This is a genomic window from Metabacillus sp. RB-C-LZQ-3-1 (genome assembly GCF_058315175.1).
Map to the genome: position 1 here is coordinate 23,971 of NZ_JBZFLI010000022.1, position 20,854 is coordinate 44,824.

At 36.2% G+C, this 20,854-nt stretch carries 19 protein-coding genes; 15 read left to right on the plus strand and 4 right to left on the minus strand.

The genetic code is table 11. The features are described 5' to 3' along the window. Positions 1–108 precede the first annotated feature (108 nt). From AC4GZ8_RS22910 to glpK, 3 genes are all read left to right on the plus strand, one after another. The gene (locus AC4GZ8_RS22910) at positions 109–1,305 is read left to right on the plus strand and encodes an MFS transporter (RefSeq protein WP_491084198.1); all 1,197 of its coding nucleotides are present in this window, start codon (positions 109–111) and stop codon (positions 1,303–1,305) included. 66 nt (positions 1,306–1,371) lie between these two features. Beyond that, a complete protein-coding gene (locus tag AC4GZ8_RS22915; RefSeq protein WP_491084199.1) occupies positions 1,372–2,253 on the plus strand; it encodes a sugar phosphate isomerase/epimerase family protein in 882 nt (293 codons plus the stop codon). Between the two features lie 169 nt (positions 2,254–2,422). Continuing rightward, positions 2,423–3,931, plus strand: coding sequence for a glycerol kinase GlpK (glpK, locus tag AC4GZ8_RS22920; RefSeq protein ID WP_491084200.1), 1,509 nt, complete (start codon positions 2,423–2,425; stop codon positions 3,929–3,931). Between the two features lie 221 nt (positions 3,932–4,152). On the opposite strand, the gene AC4GZ8_RS22925 is transcribed toward glpK, so the two are convergent. Continuing rightward, on the minus strand, positions 4,153–4,473 hold the full coding sequence (locus AC4GZ8_RS22925; protein ID WP_491084201.1) for a thioredoxin family protein: 321 nt from the start codon (positions 4,471–4,473) through the stop codon (positions 4,153–4,155). A gap of 188 nt (positions 4,474–4,661) precedes the next feature. Between AC4GZ8_RS22925 and AC4GZ8_RS22930 the strand changes: the two genes are divergently transcribed. The 4 genes from AC4GZ8_RS22930 to AC4GZ8_RS22945 all read left to right on the plus strand — a co-directional run bounded on the left by AC4GZ8_RS22930 (position 4,662) and on the right by AC4GZ8_RS22945 (position 8,774). After that, positions 4,662–5,411 (plus strand): GTP cyclohydrolase II, encoded by a 750-nt coding sequence (locus AC4GZ8_RS22930; RefSeq protein ID WP_491084202.1) that lies wholly within the window; start codon positions 4,662–4,664, stop codon positions 5,409–5,411. Continuing rightward, positions 5,404–6,510 carry a bifunctional diaminohydroxyphosphoribosylaminopyrimidine deaminase/5-amino-6-(5-phosphoribosylamino)uracil reductase RibD gene (gene ribD, locus AC4GZ8_RS22935; RefSeq protein ID WP_491084203.1) on the plus strand — a complete coding sequence of 369 codons (1,107 nt, stop codon included), beginning with the start codon at positions 5,404–5,406 and terminating at the stop codon, positions 6,508–6,510. Before AC4GZ8_RS22930 ends, ribD begins: the two co-directional genes overlap by 8 nt. Positions 6,511–7,295: 785 nt before the next feature. Continuing rightward, positions 7,296–8,078, plus strand: a complete 783-nt coding sequence (locus AC4GZ8_RS22940; protein WP_491084204.1) for an alpha/beta hydrolase — start codon at positions 7,296–7,298, stop codon at positions 8,076–8,078. A 210-nt stretch (positions 8,079–8,288) separates the two neighbouring features. Beyond that, positions 8,289–8,774, plus strand: coding sequence for a GNAT family N-acetyltransferase (locus tag AC4GZ8_RS22945; protein WP_491084205.1), 486 nt, complete (start codon positions 8,289–8,291; stop codon positions 8,772–8,774). Positions 8,775–8,881: 107 nt separating this feature from the next. Here AC4GZ8_RS22945 and AC4GZ8_RS22950 read toward each other — a convergent pair whose 3' ends face one another. After that, positions 8,882–9,865, minus strand: coding sequence for a DMT family transporter (locus AC4GZ8_RS22950; RefSeq protein ID WP_491084206.1), 984 nt, complete (start codon positions 9,863–9,865; stop codon positions 8,882–8,884). A 163-nt stretch (positions 9,866–10,028) separates the two neighbouring features. Here AC4GZ8_RS22950 and AC4GZ8_RS22955 point away from each other — a divergent pair, with 163 nt between their 5' ends. After that, complete coding sequence (locus AC4GZ8_RS22955; protein WP_491084207.1) at positions 10,029–10,547, plus strand: YfiT family bacillithiol transferase; 519 nt, start codon at positions 10,029–10,031, stop codon at positions 10,545–10,547. 187 nt (positions 10,548–10,734) lie between these two features. Beyond that, positions 10,735–11,361, plus strand: coding sequence for a LysE family transporter (locus AC4GZ8_RS22960; RefSeq protein ID WP_491084208.1), 627 nt, complete (start codon positions 10,735–10,737; stop codon positions 11,359–11,361). Positions 11,362–11,441: 80 nt separating this feature from the next. Here AC4GZ8_RS22960 and AC4GZ8_RS22965 read toward each other — a convergent pair whose 3' ends face one another. Beyond that, the gene (locus tag AC4GZ8_RS22965; protein WP_491084209.1) at positions 11,442–11,915 is read right to left on the minus strand and encodes a divergent PAP2 family protein; all 474 of its coding nucleotides are present in this window, start codon (positions 11,913–11,915) and stop codon (positions 11,442–11,444) included. A gap of 145 nt (positions 11,916–12,060) precedes the next feature. Next, positions 12,061–12,642, minus strand: coding sequence for an LOG family protein (locus AC4GZ8_RS22970; protein WP_491084210.1), 582 nt, complete (start codon positions 12,640–12,642; stop codon positions 12,061–12,063). Positions 12,643–13,010: 368 nt separating this feature from the next. On the opposite strand from AC4GZ8_RS22970, the gene AC4GZ8_RS22975 reads away from it, so the two are divergent. The 6 genes from AC4GZ8_RS22975 to uvsE all read left to right on the plus strand — a co-directional run bounded on the left by AC4GZ8_RS22975 (position 13,011) and on the right by uvsE (position 20,765). Next, positions 13,011–13,760 (plus strand): hypothetical protein, encoded by a 750-nt coding sequence (locus AC4GZ8_RS22975; protein ID WP_491084211.1) that lies wholly within the window; start codon positions 13,011–13,013, stop codon positions 13,758–13,760. 341 nt (positions 13,761–14,101) lie between these two features. Then, positions 14,102–15,184 (plus strand): D-alanine--D-alanine ligase, encoded by a 1,083-nt coding sequence (locus AC4GZ8_RS22980; protein WP_491084212.1) that lies wholly within the window; start codon positions 14,102–14,104, stop codon positions 15,182–15,184. A gap of 250 nt (positions 15,185–15,434) precedes the next feature. Further along, positions 15,435–16,796, plus strand: a complete 1,362-nt coding sequence (locus AC4GZ8_RS22985; protein ID WP_491084213.1) for a UDP-N-acetylmuramoyl-tripeptide--D-alanyl-D-alanine ligase — start codon at positions 15,435–15,437, stop codon at positions 16,794–16,796. 244 nt (positions 16,797–17,040) lie between these two features. Beyond that, positions 17,041–17,745 carry an alpha/beta hydrolase gene (locus tag AC4GZ8_RS22990; RefSeq protein ID WP_491084214.1) on the plus strand — a complete coding sequence of 235 codons (705 nt, stop codon included), beginning with the start codon at positions 17,041–17,043 and terminating at the stop codon, positions 17,743–17,745. 420 nt (positions 17,746–18,165) lie between these two features. Continuing rightward, positions 18,166–19,644, plus strand: coding sequence for a degradosome RNA helicase CshA (cshA, locus tag AC4GZ8_RS22995; RefSeq protein ID WP_491084215.1), 1,479 nt, complete (start codon positions 18,166–18,168; stop codon positions 19,642–19,644). Positions 19,645–19,799: 155 nt separating this feature from the next. Next, complete coding sequence (uvsE, locus tag AC4GZ8_RS23000) at positions 19,800–20,765, plus strand: UV DNA damage repair endonuclease UvsE (protein WP_491084216.1); 966 nt, start codon at positions 19,800–19,802, stop codon at positions 20,763–20,765. Positions 20,766–20,854 lie beyond the last annotated feature (89 nt).

The following is a 20,854-nucleotide window of genomic DNA, read 5'->3' on the forward strand; positions in this document are numbered from 1 at the left end:
TAGAGTAAACGGTTGTAAGGAGCAGTGGCTAAAATGAAGTAATTGATTTCATATAATAAGAGGGCTGCTCCTTTTAAAAACCCTTCTATTAAAAGACGGAGTGAACCTTTGAATAATTTAAATTCCGTTCATCATAACTGTATCTTTCTATTTGCTTCGTTTACCCTTTGGTTTCCGCATTTTATCTACCTTCCTGTTTTAACTCCCTATATGGAGTTAATGGGGAGTGAATATATTTTCATAGGAGTTGTTCTTGGAAGCTATGGATTTATGCAATTTGTATGCAGGTTGCCAATAGGTATCTATTCAGATCTTATTAAGCTTAGAAAACCTTTTATAGTCTTTGGTTTAGTAATAGGAGCAGTAAGTTGCTTTGTTTTTGCAGTAACAGACAGTTTGGGATGGGTTCTTTTAAGCCGTTCTCTTGCCGGGATTGCAGCAGCAACCTGGGTTGTGTTTACAGTGTTATACTCAAGCTACTTTACTGATAGAGAAGTTCATCGAGCAATGAGTAGTATATCCTTTGTTGTCGTATTAGCACAGCTTTTAGGAATGACTGTAAGCGGTTTTATTGTGGGTGAATGGGGATGGAAAGCACCCTTCTGGATCGGTGCGGGTATAAGCTTTCTAGGAGCAATTCTTTCACTTTTTATTCCTGAATCAAAAGAAGTTGCTAAAACAGAACCTATTCGCTTCAGAGATCTAATCGCGGTTATGAATGAGCCTATGATTTTAAAAGTCTCTTTCCTATCGATTCTAGCTCATAGCATTATCTTTACAACCATGTTTGGATTTATCCCGGCATATGTAGTGGATATTGGCTATGTTACAGGTGATATAAGCTATATTGTCTTTTCTTTTATGATTCCTCATGCTATTGCTACATTATTTATGGGAAAATTGATCATACCTTTTCTAGGAAAATGGAATTCCTTAAAGATTGCGTTTTTAGGAACAGCCTTTTTTACATTTCTAACACCATTTATAGAATCAAAGGTGTTGTTGATGGTGATCCAAAGTTTTAACGGGTTTGCACTTGGTTTAATCTTTCCTTTGTTATTAAGTATGGCAATTGAAACAATCGATCCTAATAAACGAGCCACAGCAATGGGAGTCTACCAGGCTTTATATGCGATTGGTATGTTTGCCGGTCCGCTTCTGGCAGGAGTTCTTAATTCGGAGTTTGGGATTTCAGCAGGTTTCTATTTTACAGGTATTTTAGGCTTTGCAGCTAGTTTCTTCACTTTATTATGGACTGAAAAAAGGGATGTTGGGCCAAATAAGGGGCTTAAAATTAGTAGTTAGATTGTGCAAATTAAGATGATATCCAAAACAGTTTAATTTAAATAGCCGAAAAAGGAGATGTTTACATTGCGTTTAGCATATGATCCGTCACATTATCGTGATAATACAAATTTAAAAGATACGATCGATGCAGTTGCTAGATTAGGGTATGAATATGTAGAGCTATCACCGCGTAAAGACTTTATTTGGTTTTATGAATACCCAAAGGTTGATAAGCAGCTTATTAGAGATTTAAAAAGATATTGTTTAGATGCAGGCGTGAAAATCTCTTCAGTCCTTCCTGTTCAACAATGGTCTTCACCTATTGAAGAAGAACGTCAGGCAGCAGTGAGAAACTGGAAGCGCTGTATTGAAATCACTTCTGAATTAGGTGTTGATTTAATGAACAGTGAATTTGCCGGTGATAAAAGCCGTCCGGTCGAAAGTGAAGCAGCTTTTGTTAAATCAATGGAAGAGTTAATGCCGCTATTTGAAAAAGAGGGTATTAATCTTAATTTACAATCTCATCCTAACGATTTTATTGAGTTGAATACAGAAGCTATTCGGATGATTCGTGCACTAGATAAAGATTGGATTAAGCTAGTTTATTCTGTTGCACATGCTTTCTTTTATGATGATGGTATTGGCGATGTTGAAAAGCATTTAGAAGAAGCAGGAGATTTACTCGCACATGTTCTAATTGCAGATACTCTGAACCATAAAGCTGCATTTGGCTTACGATATATTGTAAATCCTCCTAATGCAAACGTAACGATTCATCAGCATTTGAACCCTGGTGAAGGGGAAGTAAACTTTAAAGCACTCTATCGGAAATTAAGAGAAATGAAATTTGATGGAATTGTAACAAATTCAGTTTTCGCTTATCCTGATAAACCAGAATGGTCAAATGAAGTAACGCTAAAATCCATAAAAGAGGGATTAAATATTACTACAGGATTAAACGTTTAATATATGTACAGAGTGTAAATGAAAAATTGATAAGTTTTTAAGAGACAGCTTATGTTTCATAGGTATAAACCTACCGACATAAGAACTGTCTCTTTTTTAATTAAAGGATTTGATAAAAAAATCAAGAAGTAATGTAAGGGATAAATCATAGGGATGAGGAGGATTAAGTATGGAAAAGAAATATATTCTATCTTTAGATCAGGGGACAACAAGCTCAAGGGCTATATTATTTAATAAAAATGGAGATATCGTCGAAGTCGCTCAAAGAGAATTTCCGCAATATTTCCCTCAGCCAGGTTGGGTAGAGCATAATGCCTTAGAAATATGGAGTTCAGTATTAGCGGTGATTGCTGAAGTATTAGCAAAAATAAATATATCTCCTAAGGAAATAGCAGGCATTGGAATTACAAACCAACGTGAGACAACGGTTGTTTGGGATAGAGAAACAGGAATGCCTGTTTACAATGCCATTGTGTGGCAATCAAGGCAAACATCTGATATTTGTGAAAAATTAAAAGAAAGCGGGTATAATGATGTATTTAGGAAAAAAACGGGCTTATTAATTGACCCTTATTTTTCAGGAACAAAAGTAAAATGGATTCTAGATCATGTTGAAGGAGCAAGACAAAAAGCAAATGAAGGCCGATTGCTTTTTGGCACAATTGATTCGTGGTTAATCTGGAAGCTTTCCGGTGGTGCAAGGCATGTGACCGATTATACAAATGCATCGAGAACACTGATGTATAATATTTATGATTTACAATGGGATGATGAGTTATTGGAAATATTAGATGTACCTAAATCAATGTTACCTGAAGTTTGTTCTTCTTCAGAAGTGTATACGGAAACAGTTGATTATCATTTCTTTGGAGAAAGAGTCCAAATTGCAGGAGTTGCAGGGGATCAGCATGCGGCATTGTTTGGGCAGGCTTGCTATGAGAAGGGAATGGCAAAAAATACTTACGGTACAGGCTGCTTTATGCTAATGAATACAGGAGAAAAGGCAGTACCATCGGAAAATGGATTATTAACAACAATTGCTTGGGGAATTGATGGGAAAGTAGAATATGCACTAGAGGGTAGTATTTTTGTAGCAGGCTCAGCTATCCAATGGCTGCGTGATGGCTTGAGAATGATTGACAATGCATCTGCTTCTGAAAAGTATGCAGAAAAAGTTGATTCAACCGATGGGGTATATGTTGTACCTGCATTTGTAGGATTAGGTACCCCATATTGGGATAGTGAGGCAAGAGGAGCCATTTTGGGTTTGACACGTGGAACGACAAAAGAGCATTTTATCCGTGCGACACTTGAATCTCTTGCTTATCAAACGAAAGATGTTCTAAAGGCGATGGAAGCAGACTCTGGCATTCAGCTTAAGAAACTTCGTGTAGATGGTGGGGCTGTAAAAAATAATATGCTCATGCATTTTCAAAGTGATATCTTAAACGTCCCCGTTGAGCGTCCTGTTATCAATGAAACGACTGCATTAGGTGCCGCTTATCTAGCAGGACTAGCCGTTGGTTTTTGGCAGAACCGTGAGGAAATTGCGATGCAGTGGAAGGTAGATCAATCGTATAAGCCTGTTATGAAAGATGATCAAAGAAATGAGCTTTATAAAGGCTGGCGGGAAGCAGTTAAAGCAACAATGGGGTATAAACCAAATAAAAAACAATAGAAATGAATAACTCCCTTTTAAAGTGCAAAAAATCAAAAGCAGAGTAGCGGAAAAATGAAGTTAAACCTTTAAGTATATGTATGTTTTTAATTGATAAAGAGAAGTTAAAATGGTTGGATGAAGAACGGAACAAAATGATTAAATCGTGTTATGGTATAAATAAGGGTAGGCTCTTTGCACTTAATCATTGTGTTTAGGAGTCTACCCTTATTAGTCAGTCCTTATTTTAGAGATTCTGATAAAAACTCAATTACTTGATCCGGAGTTTTCGCGTTAGCACTATGAAGGTGTGCAAGCTTTTCGCCTTTTTTAAAGACTAATAAACTAGGAATCCCCATCACATCATATTTTTCAGCAATTTCCGGAAGTTCGTCTTTGTTAATCTCATACATAGATACATCTCCAACCTCTTCGAAAACAGTTGGTAAAAACATATCCATACGTTTGCAATCAGGACACCAGTCTGTGAAAAATTTTAGGACAACAGGTTTATCACTATTGATAAGTTCCTGAAATTGGTTGTCTGTTTTTATATGTTCCATCATGATCACCTCTAATACCTATTTTACCCATATCTTTATGAAAAAACAGTATTTTGCCTATATTAAGTGGAAAGTATGGAGTCAGCTGAAATGGACGATCATGGCTAATCAGAATAGTTGACGGGGTTTATCTCCAAAAGTATACTAACTTACAATAAGTAAGTTGTTTAAAAAAGGGGAGATAAATGATGATAGAAGCCATAAAGGAGATTCCTCTAGAAAGCTTAAAAGATAAAACAAAAATAGTACCTTATGAAAAGGGAATGACATATATCGTAGGACCGATTAACTTGCCTGTGCAGTTAGATGATGAAACTGTATTTTTTAAATGGTACTGCTGGCTGAATATAGTGGGGGAACAAAATTCTTCTTTTGAAACATTAGTAAAGCGATTACCAACTCTCCAATTAGCAAAACAGCAGCAATCTAGTGTATTGGTGTATGGTGATTTTGAAATGGAAGATTCAGCACTTATTCGGATGCACAGCATTTGTCATACAGGTGATATTTTTGGAAGTAAAAGATGTGATTGCGGCTATCAATTAAAACAATCGTTAAGAATGATAAAAGAGCACGGTACTGGAGCGCTTTTCTATTTAGCCAATCATGAGGGAAGAGGAATAGGATTGTTTAGTAAAGCACTTGCTTACCTTCTTCAAGAGGAAGGGTTAGATACAGTTGAGGCAAATAAAGGATTAGGGTTTGCAGATGACTCAAGAAGCTATGAAGAGGCGATAAGAGTACTAAAATCTCTTAGACAACGACCAGTCACATTAATAACAAATAATCCACTTAAACTTGAGGCACTTCAGAAATCAGGTGCAAATGTAGCAGGCAGAATAGCATTATGGGGAGATGTATCACACTATAATCAGAAGTACTTAGAAACGAAAATGGAGAAAGCTGGCCATTTTAGAGGAGGCTATACGATTGAGTGAACATGAGGTTTATATGAAATTAGCAATAAACAATGCTATTGCAATGAAAGGACAAACCGAACCAAATCCGTTAGTAGGAGCAGTAATTGTTAATAATAATCGAATCGTTGGTGTAGGTGCACATTTAAAGGCCGGTGGTCCCCATGCTGAAATTCATGCTTTAAACATGGCGGGTGAACATGCTAAGGGAGGTACAATGTATGTAACTCTTGAGCCTTGTTCACATCATGGTCGAACAGGCCCGTGTGCAGTTGCAATTGTTGAAGCGGGGATTAAAAAAGTAGTAGTGGCTACTCTTGATCCAAATCCACTCGTTGCAGGGAATGGAATAAAGATTTTAAAAGATGCAAACATAGATGTGACGGTTGGAGTTTGTGAAAAAGAATCCATCATGATGAATGAGGTCTTTAATAAATTTATTACGACCAAAACTCCGTTTATTACATTGAAATCCGCAACAACTATAGATGGCAAAATATCCTCATATACCTCGGATAGTAAATGGATTACATCTGAAGAAGCAAGAAAAGATGTTCATCAATTAAGACACGAACACGCAGGGATTTTAGTAGGTGTACAGACAGTGATAAAGGATAATCCTGAATTAACAACTCGTATTGTACATGGACGGAATCCTATTCGCATCATTCTTGATAGCCGCTTAAGGACTCCGCTTCATTCTAAAGTAGTGACAGACAAACAAGCTGAAACATGGATTTTTACATCAAAAAGCTATTCGAAAAAGGCTAAGGATCACTTAGAAGCATTAGGAGTAAATATATTTATTACCTCAGGGGTTGAACAAGTAGATTTAAAGGATACGCTTCAAATCCTGGGTGAAAAGGGTGTTTCTTCCGTATTAATTGAAGGCGGTGGAGAAGTGAATGCATCTTTTCTAACTGAACAATTAGTTGATAAACTGGTTTTATATATGGCTCCTAAGATAATAGGAGGAAAGGAAGCACCTGGCTTTATCGGAGGACTAGGAATTGAGAAGATGGCGGATGCCATTAATATAGATCATTTAGATATAGTTAAAATAGGAAACGATTTTAAATTTACTGGTTATCCAATTTATCCGACTCTTAATGGGCAGTAAGACCCTGCTTAAAGCTTCTGAGTTTACAAGAAGGCAGGTGGGGTTAATGACCCGTAATGGTCGGGTTAGTTCACCTAACCATCAGTGGGGGATGAAGAAACCCCCGCACTTATGGAAGTTTTACTTAAAAAATAATGTAAAAGCTCGAGGGTCAAGCAATTCAAATGGTTCTGTTTTCGGGTGCACTCTTTATAAATGACGTGTAAATTGGTACACGTCATTTTCTTTATTTATCAAGGGTAATGAACATTTTTGATCGTTCTGACATGATAATTGACATCATTTTTTTATGATGAACAATAATCAATGTACAAATAAGAAAAACTGCCAATTAACTGTCGATGTGACTGCCGATTAGGCTATGTTTTTTAATTTCCTAGGTGGTTTAGGTTGATGGAACTAATGACATTTTCGATAAAACTATTTTCTTCTATTTTTGCAAAGAGATTTGGTCTTCATCGTTTTGATGAAGACTATTTTTTCTGATTTTCTGAAGGGATTAGGTCTTCATATACCAATTGCTCTGTCTAAACTTTTGTCATTACGGCTTTAAATTTCAGAGAAGCTCTCACAACGAAGCCCTTTACAAGCAATTGGCATCGTGTTTTTCTTGTATTGTGTAAAAGTCAATTTTAAGGTAAAATAAAACCAAGTAAACTTATATGAATTATTTAAATTAAAATAGAGTTGTTGCAGCAGCTAATGCTGATTTATGGCTTTGCGAATTGAGGAAACATAAAAAAGCAGTTTAAATAAAGCGGGGCATCAAAAGGGGGCAATCTATAATGAAAAACGAAGTATATCCAGTCATTTTAGGAGCGGAAAGTTTGTTTTTTACAGGGAATGATACAGGAATTGTTTTATGTCATGGTTTTAATGGCACACCGCAAAGCATGGAATATATAGGGAAACATCTAGCAGATTACGGCTATACTGTCTCCATCCCTAGATTAAAAGGACATGGCACGAATGTGGAAGATATGGAAGAAAGTAAGTATGAAGAATGGATCGTAAATCTTCAAAGCGCATATGAAAAACTAAAGCAAACATGTGAAAAAGTATATATTGTTGGGCAATCAATGGGAGGTGCCTTAACACTTCAGGTAGCTGCCCAAAATAAGGTAGATGGGATTTTTCTCATTAATGCAGCAGTTACAGATGTTGCATACAAAGAATATCGAAATGAACATGTACCGAGAATGATTGAAGAGGGTGCACCTGATATAAAAAAACCTTCTGTTCATGAAATTACGTATGAACAAGTACCGTTAAAGGCGATCCATCAATTACTAGATTTAATGGATAATACGAAAGACAAAGTGAAATTCATATCAAACCCAACAATTATTTTTAAGTCTAAAATTGATCATGTTGTTTCACCTGCAAATTCAGATTATATTTTTAATAATATCTCTAGCTCTGAAAAACTGCTTATTGAATTGGAAAATTCTTATCATGTTGCTTCAATGGATTATGATGCACTGTATATTGTGGATAACATTCATGCGATAGTAAAAAAGCTTAATAAAAATCAATCAATAAAAGAGATGGAGAATTGCGTCATTTAACATAGTATGTGGATAACATATAGGATTATTAACAAGTTATCCACATATCAACGAAGTTATTAACATTTTTGTAAACACTTAATTTGGATAAACTGATTTGATCTCTAGTTTCTGATAAGTTTGATTTTATTATTGAAATCGTTTTCCTCTTTGTTCGTTTTAAATGTTATAATTTGTAATTATTAACTAGACATTTTAATGGGGGGCTTTATGACGATGATCATTCGGAGAATGAATAAAAAAGATATAGAGCAAATCCAGCTTGTCGCAAAATCTAGTTGGCATAGTACATATAAGGGAATTATACCAACCGATATACAGGAAAGTTTTGTGAAAACTGCTTATTCACATGACATGTTAATAAAAAGATTAACGGAAACTCTTTTCCTTGTGGCGGAACAAGACGATAAGATCATTGGATTTGCTAACTTTACACCGCTTAAGGATGAGAAGAAGGTTGAACTCGGGGCCATTTATTTATACGAGGAGTTCCAGGGGAAGGGAATTGGGACAGACTTATTGAAGGCGGGATTAGAGGAGTTAGGTCAGATTAAGAAAGTGTATGTAAATGTTGAAAAAGAAAATCAACGCGCGGTAAATTTTTATAAATCAAAAGGATTTAAAATAGAGACAGAATATGATGATGTGTTTGACGGTCATACATTAAAAACCGCCAGAATGATGCTGGAAGTTTAATTTACATATTGGGATACTGAAATCATTGGAGCGGAAAACCCAGACGAAAATGTTAGGATAAGCAAAACATTAGGATGCTTATCCTAAAGGGCAATAAAACGAATATGTTATGAAAATTGTTTGGAAGCATCAGTTTTTACTGGTTGTTTCACTTTATCACTTCTTGAAATATAACTATGTAATACCATACCAATCATGACCAATGCCATTCCAAAAAGCGAAAGTATGGTTGGTAAAGATGCTCCTAAGAAGAGGATTTCCCCTATTAGAACGAATAGTACTTGAATCGACTGCGTGGCTTCTACTGCCGCAAGCTGTGTCATATTATGCTGTACTATATTCGTAGCTTGAAAGAATAGTAAGGTTGCAATTAAGCCTGAACAAATGGCTACCCAAAAGGATTGAATAGTTTGAGTTTTTGTTGGAAGGCCAGTGGTTGATAGAGCCATTATTGCAAAAATAATCCAAAGAGGCAAGCTGCCTAATGTCATACCTAAAACACGCTGAAACACATCTAATCTTCCTTCACAAAGTGCCATCATTTTGCGATTTCCAAGTGGATAGGCAAAAGAGGCGATTAGGACCGGGATAATGGTTAATAAAACAGGTTTTAGTGATAGATGGCTTGCGTGTTCATATTGCATAATGGCAACACCTAAAAGAATAATCATAGACATACTTAGACCTTTAAGAGGAATTTGCCCTCGTACTTTTAGGGGGCCATTAGCTGTATGGATTTCTTGATAAAAAAGTGGAGCCAGAAGTGAGCCTGATAGGATTGTCATTTGCCAAGTAGCTGCGATTAACCAACCAGGACCAAATGCACCTGCAAAACAAATAGGAGCATAAAATAAACCAAACCCCACTGTTCCCCATAACAGCCACTGTGCCGGATTTTTTTTTATTTCCTTCATTAGTGGTGACCATTTTTTTGTCCCAATAACAAAAAGAATGAGAAAGGGAAGCATGAAAAAATACCGTAAGGATGAACTCCATAACCAACTTCCTCCAGATAGCTCCATAGAACGATTTAGTACAAAAGTAAACGCAAAAAAGAAGGAAGAACAAACCCCTAGAAGGATAGCTCGCAAAGTAAACACCCCCAATAATATATTTTAGCCATTTAATGGAAAGAGATTGACCATACTATACCATATTTCAAAATTAAAGTGCGACTTTTCTGTATTGTTCAAAAGTTCCCGAAGAAATATAATGGAATTAACGACTTGTTATAAGGGAGAGTGAGTTGAGCAGATGAAGAAAAGCCTGCAATATCCCATTGGAGAATTTGTAGCTCCAGAGAATATCACAAGAAACGATTTGGATGAGTGGATTGAAACAATAGAAGAAGCTCCTATACAGCTTAGAAAAGTGCTCGAATCTTTGCCTGAATCATTATTGGATACATCCTATCGGCCGGGAGGTTGGACAGTAAAACAAATTGTTCATCACCTTGCTGACAGCCATATGAATAGCTACATTCGATTTAAATTAGCTCTTACAGAAAATTTTCCAACTATAAAAGCATATGACGAGAATGCTTGGGCTAATTTACCTGATTATCAGATGCCGGTTGAATCATCTCTTCAGCTGCTGGAATCCCTGCATACACGTTGGGGTCAATTATTAAGGTCTATGTCTTTATCAGACTTCAGCAAAACATTTTATCACCCTGAAACAAAACAGGATGTTATGTTATCAACAAATGTTGCACTATATGCTTGGCATAGTAAACACCATCTTGAACATATAAAGTTAGTTTCAGTACATTAATGCTTGCCGCATTCTCTATTAAATAGAGGATGCCTTTTTAATACATAATAGATTCTAAAAAACATTAAAATGAAACCTCCCAATGATGGAAGAACTGACCAAAACTTAACCTACATAATCTGGAATCCACCTGAATATGATGTACAAGCATACATAATAAAAGGGTTCTCAGATACTGGAGGGTAAGATGTTGAATAGTCTGTTTAGCTATGTTTTTTTAGGCGTTTCACTAGCAGCACCGATTGGTCCTGTCAATGCAGGTCAAATTGATAGGGGAATTAAGGGAGGATTTTTTCATGCCTGGCTGTTTGGTCTTGGGGCTACAACAGCTGACGTTTTGTATATGTGTTTAGTGTACCTTGGTTTTGTTAATATTCTTCAGATCTCGGTAGTACAAACATTTCTATGGTTATTTGGTTTTTTCGTCTTGGTATATACGGGTATTGAGAGTCTGCTATCTGCCAAAAAACATACGATGGTCAATGGAAGAGGAAGTATTAGATTTTCGAAATCGTATTTTTCTGGTTTTTTTATGTCCTTACTTAATCCCTTAAGCATCCTATTTTGGATCGGAATATATGGATCGATCTTAGCGAACACAGTGTTAACAAATAGTGATAAGTATTTGGTTATTTACTCAGCTGCTATTCTCATTGGTGTTTTACTATGGGATTTTATGATGGCGATTCTTTCAAGTGTTTTAAGAAAGTATTTAACACCCTCTTTGCTTACAACAATTTCACTCATTTCAGGAATATCTTTAATAGTGTTTGGGTTGTATTTTGGTTATCAAGGAATAAAATCTTTTTTTTAATTTGTTCCAAATTTCAATTTACCAAACAGGACAAAATAAAAAGTCATGATGCGGGCTAAAAGCTCACATCATGACTTTTATTAGTTAGTATGACTACCGGTTATTTCAAAAAGTGAACTAATCAAGCCGATTAAGATTCCTAAACAAGCGCCGCCTGCAACTTCTGCTGGTTGGTGGCCAAGGAGCTCGTTTAACTCTTTTTCTTGTTTCACATGAAATAGACCTGGCATTTGGCCAGATAATAGTTCTATGTCTGCGTCAAGATCGTTTACAATTTTTGCGATTTCACCTGTGTGTCTTCTTATACCTTGTGCATCATACATAACAATAATCCCAAAAATGACTGCTAGAGCTGTTTCAACTGAATGTATTCCTTTTTTAGATGCTACATATGTTGCAAGAGCTGAAACTCCTGCTGAATGTGAACTTGGCATTCCGCCTGTTTGGAAGATAGGGCGCCAATCCCAAACATCATGTTCTTTTTTATGTGTAAATATTTTAAGACCTTGGGCAATTCCAATTGCTGAAAGAGCCGTCCAGATTCCTCGATTCATTATCCCTCACCTCTATGTGGATAGTGTTTATCAAAATGTAAACTATATGCAATGTGTTGAATGAAAACTATTTAAAATTCTTTTGATGACCTTATAGAGAAAAAGAGGGCAATGAGAATAAAGAGATATAGGGATTTTTAAATCCCTATGTTTGTTCGGATGTGATCCATTTGGTTAGTAAAGGCGGCTTATAAGTACGGAATTTATTGATCAGTTCTTTTGGATTTTGTTCAACAATTATCATGGAATGATATTCTGGTTTTAGAAACTTTTCTTGAATCATGTGACCAAAGAATTCCAGCAGCTTATCATAGTATTGGTTGGTATTGATCATCCCAATTGGCTTTTGGTGTTCACCAAGCTGTGCCCATGTATATACCTCGAAAAATTCCTCCATTGTACCTGGTCCACCTGGTAGAACAATGAATCCATCAGAGAGCTGTTCCATTTTTGCTTTGCGTTCATGCATCGTGTTAACGACAATTAGTTTTGTTAGGTTTGTGTGAGCTAACTCTCTTTCCATTAACATTTTAGGAATAACCCCAATAACCTCTCCACCTGCTTGAAGCGCAGCATTTGCTACCGCGCCCATAACACCAAGTTTAGATCCGCCATAGACAAGAGTGATTCCTTCTTTGGCCAATTGGCTTCCAAGCATTTCAGCTGTTTCTAAATATGAAGGAGAAGCACCTGGGCTTGATCCGCAAAATACACTAATTCGTTTCATTTTGTTCACTCCATTTCTTAATGGCTATGATCAGTCATAAGATAAATACACTTCGTATGATAGCTTCTTAATTTCTAGTTTAGATTGTTTTTTGCATAATGAACATAAGATTTACAACTTCTTTACAATAAATATGACCAACCTTCTATTCATATTTCATTTTTGTGGAGTGAGAAATAATCAGGTTATAAGAACTGCTGATCAGGTTTCTACACTTTTTTTAAAGGTAATAAAGTGAAAAATTGTTCTTAGTTTAGTGTCTAGCTCCGGCGCAATAAGGCATCTACACTTTTCTTAATTCCTTACATAATTTTCAAGTATAAGTGGGAAGTTAGAAGCGTATTTATGTAATTTAGGAGAGATGAAGGATGACGTTAGGCTTTAAATGGTTTGTTATGGATACATTTCAGTCATATATTCAGGAATATGAACTTGTACATGCTATGGATTTTTATTATGAAAAATTAAAAGATACAAAAGGGAAAATACTTGAGTTAGGTCAGAATCAATTACATTTACTTCCTATGTTATTGGATCGAGGTCTAAAGATGGAGGGTGTGATTGAATCTAATAATGGAAAAAAGGCTTGTCATGAAAAGTGCACAGATATTAATCAGTCTGCAAAATTGCTTCAGGCTATGTTACCAAATTTTAAAACTGCCTCATTGTATGAAGCGATCTTGATTCCTTTAGGAGTGGTCTCCACGAAGTCTAAAAGGGTTGATGCAATAAGAGTATTAAAAAATAGCCATGATCATCTGAAGGATAAAGGAACACTTATTGTTGATCTTTTTTTACAAAATGAATTTACGATTTTACAAAAAGAAGACATAGTGCTCGAAAGAAACGACCTTCTATTTGTTGGTGAATCGAAACTCGTAAAAATTGATTTGATCGAACAAACAGCAACATATACTTTATCAGTTGAGCATTGGAAGGAAGGTCAAGCTCTCTCGAAGGAAAGTAAAGTTCAATCCTATTCATGGTTTGGAATCAAGGAATTTAAATTAATTCTTGAAAGAATCGGCTATTCTTCTGTAACGGTTTATGAAGATTATTCACATCCACAACATGATTTACGAGAAGGAAAGGTCTTTACTTTTATAGCGCAAAAATAAAGTGAAACTTCCATCAGTGCGAGTTTTCCTCATCCCCTGCTGATGGTTAGTTGAACCAATCGGACCTCTGCGGGCAAGTTATCACCTACCTTCTTTGTAAAATCAGAAGCTTGAGGTGGGAGCCTTATTGCCCGTTAAGAGGTGGGATAAAATAAGAACTCCTCAAATTATCTTATTCTGAAGTGTGCACCCTTTAAAAAACATGGTCAAGGACGGATCATATAAAGAAGTGTTCGTGGCAATTTATAAAAAACTTATTACATAAATAAGGAATCGTTAATAACAATTTTGCCTTAAAGTGATAAAATAAGAATGATGAGAGAACTGAGGAGGATATCTACATGAAAATAAAGTTAGGTCTTATTTATGGCGGGAAGTCTGCAGAGCATAATGTTTCTTTGCAAACGGCCTTAGCTGTTATAAATGCGTTAGATATGAGTAAATTTGATATACATCCAATATATATAAAAGAAGATGGAGAATGGGTAAGAGGTAAAGCTTTAAATGCACCCGTAAAAGAAGTAAGTTCGTTGAAGCTGCAAGGAAATGGGGACTTCATTTCACCTGTATCACTTAACTCAGATTTATTCCCTGCTAAAGTAGAAGAGCAAGAGAAAATTGACGTCATTTTCCCACTTCTGCATGGTCCAAACGGAGAGGATGGAACGGTTCAAGGACTTCTTGAGTTATTAAACATTCCATACGTTGGAAATGGTGTTTTAGCATCTGCTGCAGGTATGGATAAGGTTGTCATGAAGAATCTTTTTGCACAAGCTGGTTTAGCGCAAGCAAACTATGTTTCCTTTATTAAAAGTGACTACGAGCACTCACCAGAATCTGCTTGTGATGAAATCGAAAATGAATTAGGATACCCATGCTTCGTAAAGCCTGCTAATCTAGGTTCAAGTGTTGGAATTAATAAATGTAAGGATCGAGCATCATTAAAAGCGGCAATTAAAGAAGCGTTCGAATATGATCGCAAGGTGATTATCGAAGAAGCGATTGTAGGCAGAGAAATTGAAATTGCTGTAATCGGAAATGATCATCCGACATGTTCTGTTGTGGGTGAAATTGCTCCGAAAAAAGAGTTCTATGATTACAAAGCAAAGTATGAAGATGGAGATACAGATTTAATCATTCCGGGAAATGTTACAGATGAAGAATATGAAATGATTAAAGAAATGGCGATTAGATCTTTTAAAGCAATTGATGGTTCGGGTCTAGTTCGAGCAGACTTTTTCTTAACTGAAGATGGCAGAGCATTAATAAATGAAGTAAACACAATGCCAGGATTTACTCCATATAGTATGTTCCCGCTTATGTGGAAGCACACAGGATTAGAATATCCACAGCTTATTGAAAAGCTTGTTGACCTTGCATTAGAGCGCTTTGAGCAAAAGCAGCAAATTAAGCATTCTTTCTAAATTTCCAAATAGCGTTTATATCATATAGGATGAGGGACTGAATAAAGCACCAATCAGTTCCTTTTTCCATTAGAACAAAAGCGCAAGCGCCTTGGTCAGCATTGCAAGTCAAAAAACGCGTGCCAATCTCCAAGACTGCACTTGCACATCCTGTGCTTCGGAGCTGGCTGTCGAAGTAATGAATCACAGTTCAAGTATTTTACAATTTCCTGGAAAAAAAGTAAAAAATCCTTTATTAGGAGTTGGGGATATGATTAGAAGAACGTTACAAGATATCGAGACAATGGTAGATGGTTTCGGATTAGAAGAAACATATAAAAGCTTACACATAACAGGAGTAACAACAGATTCCCGTCAGGTTGGGAAGGATAGTTTATTTATACCACTTGTTGGAGATGTTTATAATGGCCATGAGTTTGGAGAAAAAGCGGTAAAAGATGGAGCAGCAGCTGTTATTTGGCAAAAATCAGAAAAAAACCCTCCAAAAGGAGTGCCTGTTATTTTTGTTGAAGATACACTAAAAGCATTACAAGCACTCGCTAAATCATACATACATCAGTTGCAAGTCAAAGTCGTTGGAATCACAGGTAGTAATGGAAAAACAACGACAAAGGATATGGTTGCATCATTATTAGAAACAACGTATAAAGTACATAAAACAAAAGGGAATTTCAATAATCATATCGGATTGCCGTTAACAGTATTAAGCATGAGTGAGGATACAGAAGTTGCTGTGTTGGAAATGGGGATGAGTGGAAAGGGAGAAATTGAACTACTATCCCATATTGCAAACCCGGATGTAGCGGTTATTACGAATATTGGTGAATCACACTTACTTGATTTGGGGTCTCGGGAAGGAATTGCTGAGGCTAAGCTGGAAATTACAAAAGGATTAAAAAAAGATGGCTTGTTCATTTATCATGGTGATGAGCCTTTATTACAGGAAAGAGTTCCTGCATTATCATTAAACACTGCTACATTTGGTGAAAAATCAACCAACGATTATTTCCCAACAAAAATTAATCAAGAGCTAACAGGTACTTCTTTTAAAGTGGAAAATGAGGAATACTTTATTCCGGTTCTAGGAAAACATAACGTATGGAATGCCTTAGCTGCATATGCTGTTGCTACTCATCTTGGAGTGAAAAAGGAAGCGATTAAGGAAGGCTTCTCATCTATAAAGTTAACCGGCATGCGATTAGAATTAATCGAGGCAAAAAATGGTGCTTCTATCATTAATGATGCCTATAACGCTAGTCCTACCTCTATGAAGGCAGCGATTAACTTAATTGAGAACTTAAAAGGATTTGAAAAAAGGTTTGTTGTTCTTGGTGATATGCTGGAATTAGGTGAGGAAGAAAAGGAATATCATCGCGAGGTAGGAAGAGCGATCAAGTCTCCTAACATCTCGCATATTTTTACCTATGGGCGTTTAGGAGCAGAAATTGCTTTAGGAGCAAGGGAAAACTATGCCCAAGACTTTGTTCATCACTTTGAGGACAAAAGTGAATTGATCGCGTCTCTAAAGTCACTGATTCAGAAGAATGACGTTGTACTTGTGAAAGCATCAAGAGGAATGAAGCTTGAAGAGGTAGTAAACGCATTTATTTAAACACAATTTTGCTTATAGAGACTAAGATGAATTTAGACCTTGCTTATTTGGTTCTTGTTTAGGAATTTATAAAATTCTTGTACTGTTAGATAAGCGCTCGGCATCCAGCTTTAGCGCCTAGCCCCTTGAGATCATAAGCCACAAATGAATTGAAGACAAAGAACGTCTTCTATTCATTTGCGTCTTATTGCCCGAGTCTGACCAAGGCGCTTGCGCTTTTGTTTAAAGGAGGTTTTTTCATTCAATGAAAGGCTGTCTCTTTATTCATGGATTCACTGGTGCTCCTTATGAAGTTGAGCCGTTGGCAAGCTACATTCGCCAAAAAACAGGCTGGGTTGTCAAAGTACCAACTCTGCCTGGGCATGGGGTAACACTTTCATTAAAGGGGCATACCTATATGGAATGGATCAAATTTGCTGAACAAGAGCTTCTATCCTTGATGGAAGAGGTGGATGAGGTGTTTGTGATCGGATTTTCGATGGGGGGTATTATCGCCTCATATTTAGCTGCTAATTATAATATTCAGAAGTTAGTTTTGCTCAGCGCAGCAGCCTATTACGTGAATCCGAAACAATTAATGATTGATGCAAAAGAAATGATAAAAGATTTAATGAATGGGAATATTAAAGATAATGAGCTATTTAACCGGTATAAAAAGAAGTTTATTCAAACACCAATAAGCTCGACATTTGAATTTCAAAAACTTGTGAAAAAGGTGAAGCCTTATCTTCAACGTTTAAACATACCAGTTTTGATCATTCAAGGTGAGTGTGATGGAATTGTACCGGTAAAGAGTGCTTATTACCTATATAATACTATTCCTTCAAAACAAAAAAAGCTTCATTTATTACCGTGCTCAAAGCACCATGTTTGCCACGGGGATGATTATGAAGACTTGAAAAACTATGTTGAAGAATTTTTGTATGCAGAGGAAAAGGTACTTATGTAATTGCTATTTAGGTCTTTTTATCCGTTTTTCTCAAATGGTTTTGTTTACTGCTTTTGACATTAAGTTGAAATACAGTACTGGTAGTGGTATGATTACATTTAAAGTGTTTGCGGGCTTTAAATAAGGTAAACTGCTGCCCTTGTATGATAAAGGGCATTTTTTGTTGGCAAATAATCAGAACGGTTTATTCGTACAACCTTATTTAGTGTGTGGTTGTATAAGGAAAACATCATGTTTTCTAAACATCTGACTGTTTTTCATGATGACACAACAGTTGATAATCTATTTTTAGGTTTCTGGGAAATGACTAGAGATTATTAGGATTGAATATAAACATCGTTTCATTATGAATACGATTTTGGATTACCTATAAGGTCTGTAAATATTTACAGCAAACGATATAGAAGGAGTATGAATACATTGACATTAACGTTTCAAGATTTAGGTTTAAGTTCGTCATTGATTGAATCTATTAGCAGAATGGGTTTCGAAGAGCCTTCACCAATTCAAGCCCAAACGATTCCACTAGCCTTGCAGAAAAAGGATGTTATTGGGCAAGCGCAAACTGGTACTGGAAAAACAGCCGCATTTGGTATCCCTCTTATTGAGAAAATTGATGTGAAAAATAACAATATACAAGCTGTTGTTGTTGCTCCTACACGTGAATTAGCAATTCAAGTTTCAGAAGAGCTTTATAAAATTGGTTATCATAAACGCTCTAGAGTTCTGTCTATTTATGGTGGTCAGGATATAAATAGACAAATTCGCTCACTTAAGAAAAACCCACATATTATTGTTGGTACACCAGGTCGCTTACTTGATCATATTAATCGTAAAACGGTGCGATTAAACAACGTTCATACGTTGGTATTAGATGAAGCGGATGAAATGCTAAACATGGGATTCATTGAGGATATTGAAGCAATCCTTTCAAATGTACCAAAAGAACGTCAAACATTACTTTTCTCAGCAACGATGCCTGATCCAATTCGCCGTATTGCAGAAAAGTTTATGACAGAGCCTGAGCTTGTAAAAGTAAAAGCGAAGGAAATGACGGTTCCGAATATTACACAATATTATTTAGAAGCACAAGAAAGAAAGAAATTTGATATCTTAACAAGATTACTTGATATTCAGTCTCCTGAGCTTGCGATTGTTTTTGGTCGTACGAAGCGTCGCGTTGATGAATTATCTGAAGCATTAACACTAAGAGGTTATACAGCAGAAGGAATTCACGGTGATTTAACTCAAGCTAAACGTATGTCTACATTACGTAAATTTAAAGAAGGTGCAATTGAAGTATTGGTTGCAACAGATGTTGCTGCACGTGGACTTGATATTTCAGGTGTAACACATGTTTATAACTTTGATGTACCACAAGATCCAGAAAGTTACGTTCACCGCATTGGCCGTACGGGTCGTGCCGGTAAAACAGGTATGGCTATGACGTTTGTAACACCAAGAGAGTTAGACATTGTGAAAAACATCGAACGTACGACAAAACGTAAAATGGAGCGTATGAAGCCGCCAACTCTTGATGAAGCGATTGAAAGTCAACAACAGATGTCAGTTGAAAAGATCCGCTCAATTATTGAAAGTGAAAACCTATCCTTCTACAAACGTACAGCAGAAGAGCTTTTAGAAGAATTTGATGCACAAGTAGTTGTGGCTGCTGCCATCAAATATATGACAAAAGAGCCTAACTCTGTAGAAGTAAAATTAACAGAAGAAGCGCCGCTGTATTCAAAATCTAAAAACAAAGGCCGTTCTTCTAACAACAGAAGAAAAGGTGATTTCAATCGTAGAGACGGACAAAAAAGTCGTTCATCCTATGGAAATCGTGACCGAGGTAAAAGTGGTCAAGGAAATAACAAACGTCGTTACTCTAACACTAAATAATATGTCAAAGATCGAATCTTAAAAAAGGTTCGGTCTTTTTTTAGGTGAAAATCTCATGCATGCTTTACCCCATTGAAATAACGAAACCCCCATATTGATATGAAATAAGGTTGTTGGGAAAACTGTTGATAGAAATATTAAGGGGTGAAAGCCAAATGACCATCATCCGATTAGGATATGTAGCAATGAGCATGAATCTACAAAACTGTTCTCCCTCTCAAACGATGACATATGCTCAATTTCAAAAAATCAAAGATCGAGGAGCAGCCATTGCTAAGCTTGAAAAAATCGCAAAATCTAATATTTTTAATTGCTTGCGATTATTAAAACATAATCTTGCACATGACATTCATTTTTTTCGATTGAGTTCAAAACTCATACCTCTAGCAAATCATGAAGAGCTTCGTGATTGGAGATATATGCAGAGTCTTATTGAACCTTTAAAAGAGTTAGGGGAATTTATCATTCGTCATCCTATGCGTATTGGGTTTCATCCAGATCATTTTGTTGTTTTGAATTCAACTCAGCCAGACATTATGAAGATGTCAGTCAAAACATTACATATGCATGAATTGCTCCTGAAAGGCATGGGAGTGACCCCTGAACATAGATGTGTCATTCATATCGGCGGTGGTTACGATGATAAGTTAAAGGCCTTAGAACAGTTTATTCATAATTGGGGACTTATTCCTGTTTCAATCCAAAAGATGCTCCTTTTTGAAAATGATGACACTACATTTCATTTACAAGATGCTCTTTATTTGTCTGAAAAGCTTGGAGTGCCTCAAGTGTTCGACTATCATCATCATTTGGCTTTTCACAATGATCCCAATTGGGAGCAGCAATGGGAAAGAGCCATTGGTTCTTGGGAGGCTTCGCCATTACCGGTTAAAATGCATATTTCAAGTCCGAAGAGTGAAAAAGATTTTCGAGCACATGCTGACTTTATTGACCCAAACATGTTCTTAGAATTTTTACATACTGTAAAGGGAAGTGTTCCTCAAATTGATTGTATGATTGAAGCCAAGCAAAAAGATAATGCTTTATTTCAGTTAGTAAAGGACTTACAGTTGGAAAAGAGCATTGAATGGATTGATCAGGCTTCTTTCAAAATACATTGAAATCTCTTCTCAAGCTTACAAGTCCATTGTGCTATAATAAAATGGGATTATTTTCTTATTTTAATAGGTGAGAAGGCATGAAATTTGTA

Excerpts from the sequence above, each read along its gene's own strand:
- glpK (WP_491084200.1), top strand. The coding sequence starts at position 2,423 with ATGGAAAAGAAATATATTCTATCTTTAGATCAGGGGACAACAAGCTCA.
- AC4GZ8_RS22925 (WP_491084201.1), bottom strand. The coding sequence starts at position 4,473 with ATGGAACATATAAAAACAGACAACCAATTTCAGGAACTTATCAATAGT.
- AC4GZ8_RS22930 (WP_491084202.1), top strand. The coding sequence starts at position 4,662 with ATGATAGAAGCCATAAAGGAGATTCCTCTAGAAAGCTTAAAAGATAAA.
- AC4GZ8_RS22940 (WP_491084204.1), top strand. The coding sequence starts at position 7,296 with ATGAAAAACGAAGTATATCCAGTCATTTTAGGAGCGGAAAGTTTGTTT.
- AC4GZ8_RS22945 (WP_491084205.1), top strand. The coding sequence starts at position 8,289 with ATGACGATGATCATTCGGAGAATGAATAAAAAAGATATAGAGCAAATC.
- AC4GZ8_RS22955 (WP_491084207.1), top strand. The coding sequence starts at position 10,029 with ATGAAGAAAAGCCTGCAATATCCCATTGGAGAATTTGTAGCTCCAGAG.
- AC4GZ8_RS22960 (WP_491084208.1), top strand. The coding sequence starts at position 10,735 with ATGTTGAATAGTCTGTTTAGCTATGTTTTTTTAGGCGTTTCACTAGCA.
- AC4GZ8_RS22965 (WP_491084209.1), bottom strand. The coding sequence starts at position 11,915 with ATGAATCGAGGAATCTGGACGGCTCTTTCAGCAATTGGAATTGCCCAA.
- AC4GZ8_RS22970 (WP_491084210.1), bottom strand. The coding sequence starts at position 12,642 with ATGAAACGAATTAGTGTATTTTGCGGATCAAGCCCAGGTGCTTCTCCT.
- AC4GZ8_RS22975 (WP_491084211.1), top strand. The coding sequence starts at position 13,011 with ATGACGTTAGGCTTTAAATGGTTTGTTATGGATACATTTCAGTCATAT.
- AC4GZ8_RS22980 (WP_491084212.1), top strand. The coding sequence starts at position 14,102 with ATGAAAATAAAGTTAGGTCTTATTTATGGCGGGAAGTCTGCAGAGCAT.
- AC4GZ8_RS22985 (WP_491084213.1), top strand. The coding sequence starts at position 15,435 with ATGATTAGAAGAACGTTACAAGATATCGAGACAATGGTAGATGGTTTC.
- AC4GZ8_RS22990 (WP_491084214.1), top strand. The coding sequence starts at position 17,041 with ATGAAAGGCTGTCTCTTTATTCATGGATTCACTGGTGCTCCTTATGAA.
- uvsE (WP_491084216.1), top strand. The coding sequence starts at position 19,800 with ATGACCATCATCCGATTAGGATATGTAGCAATGAGCATGAATCTACAA.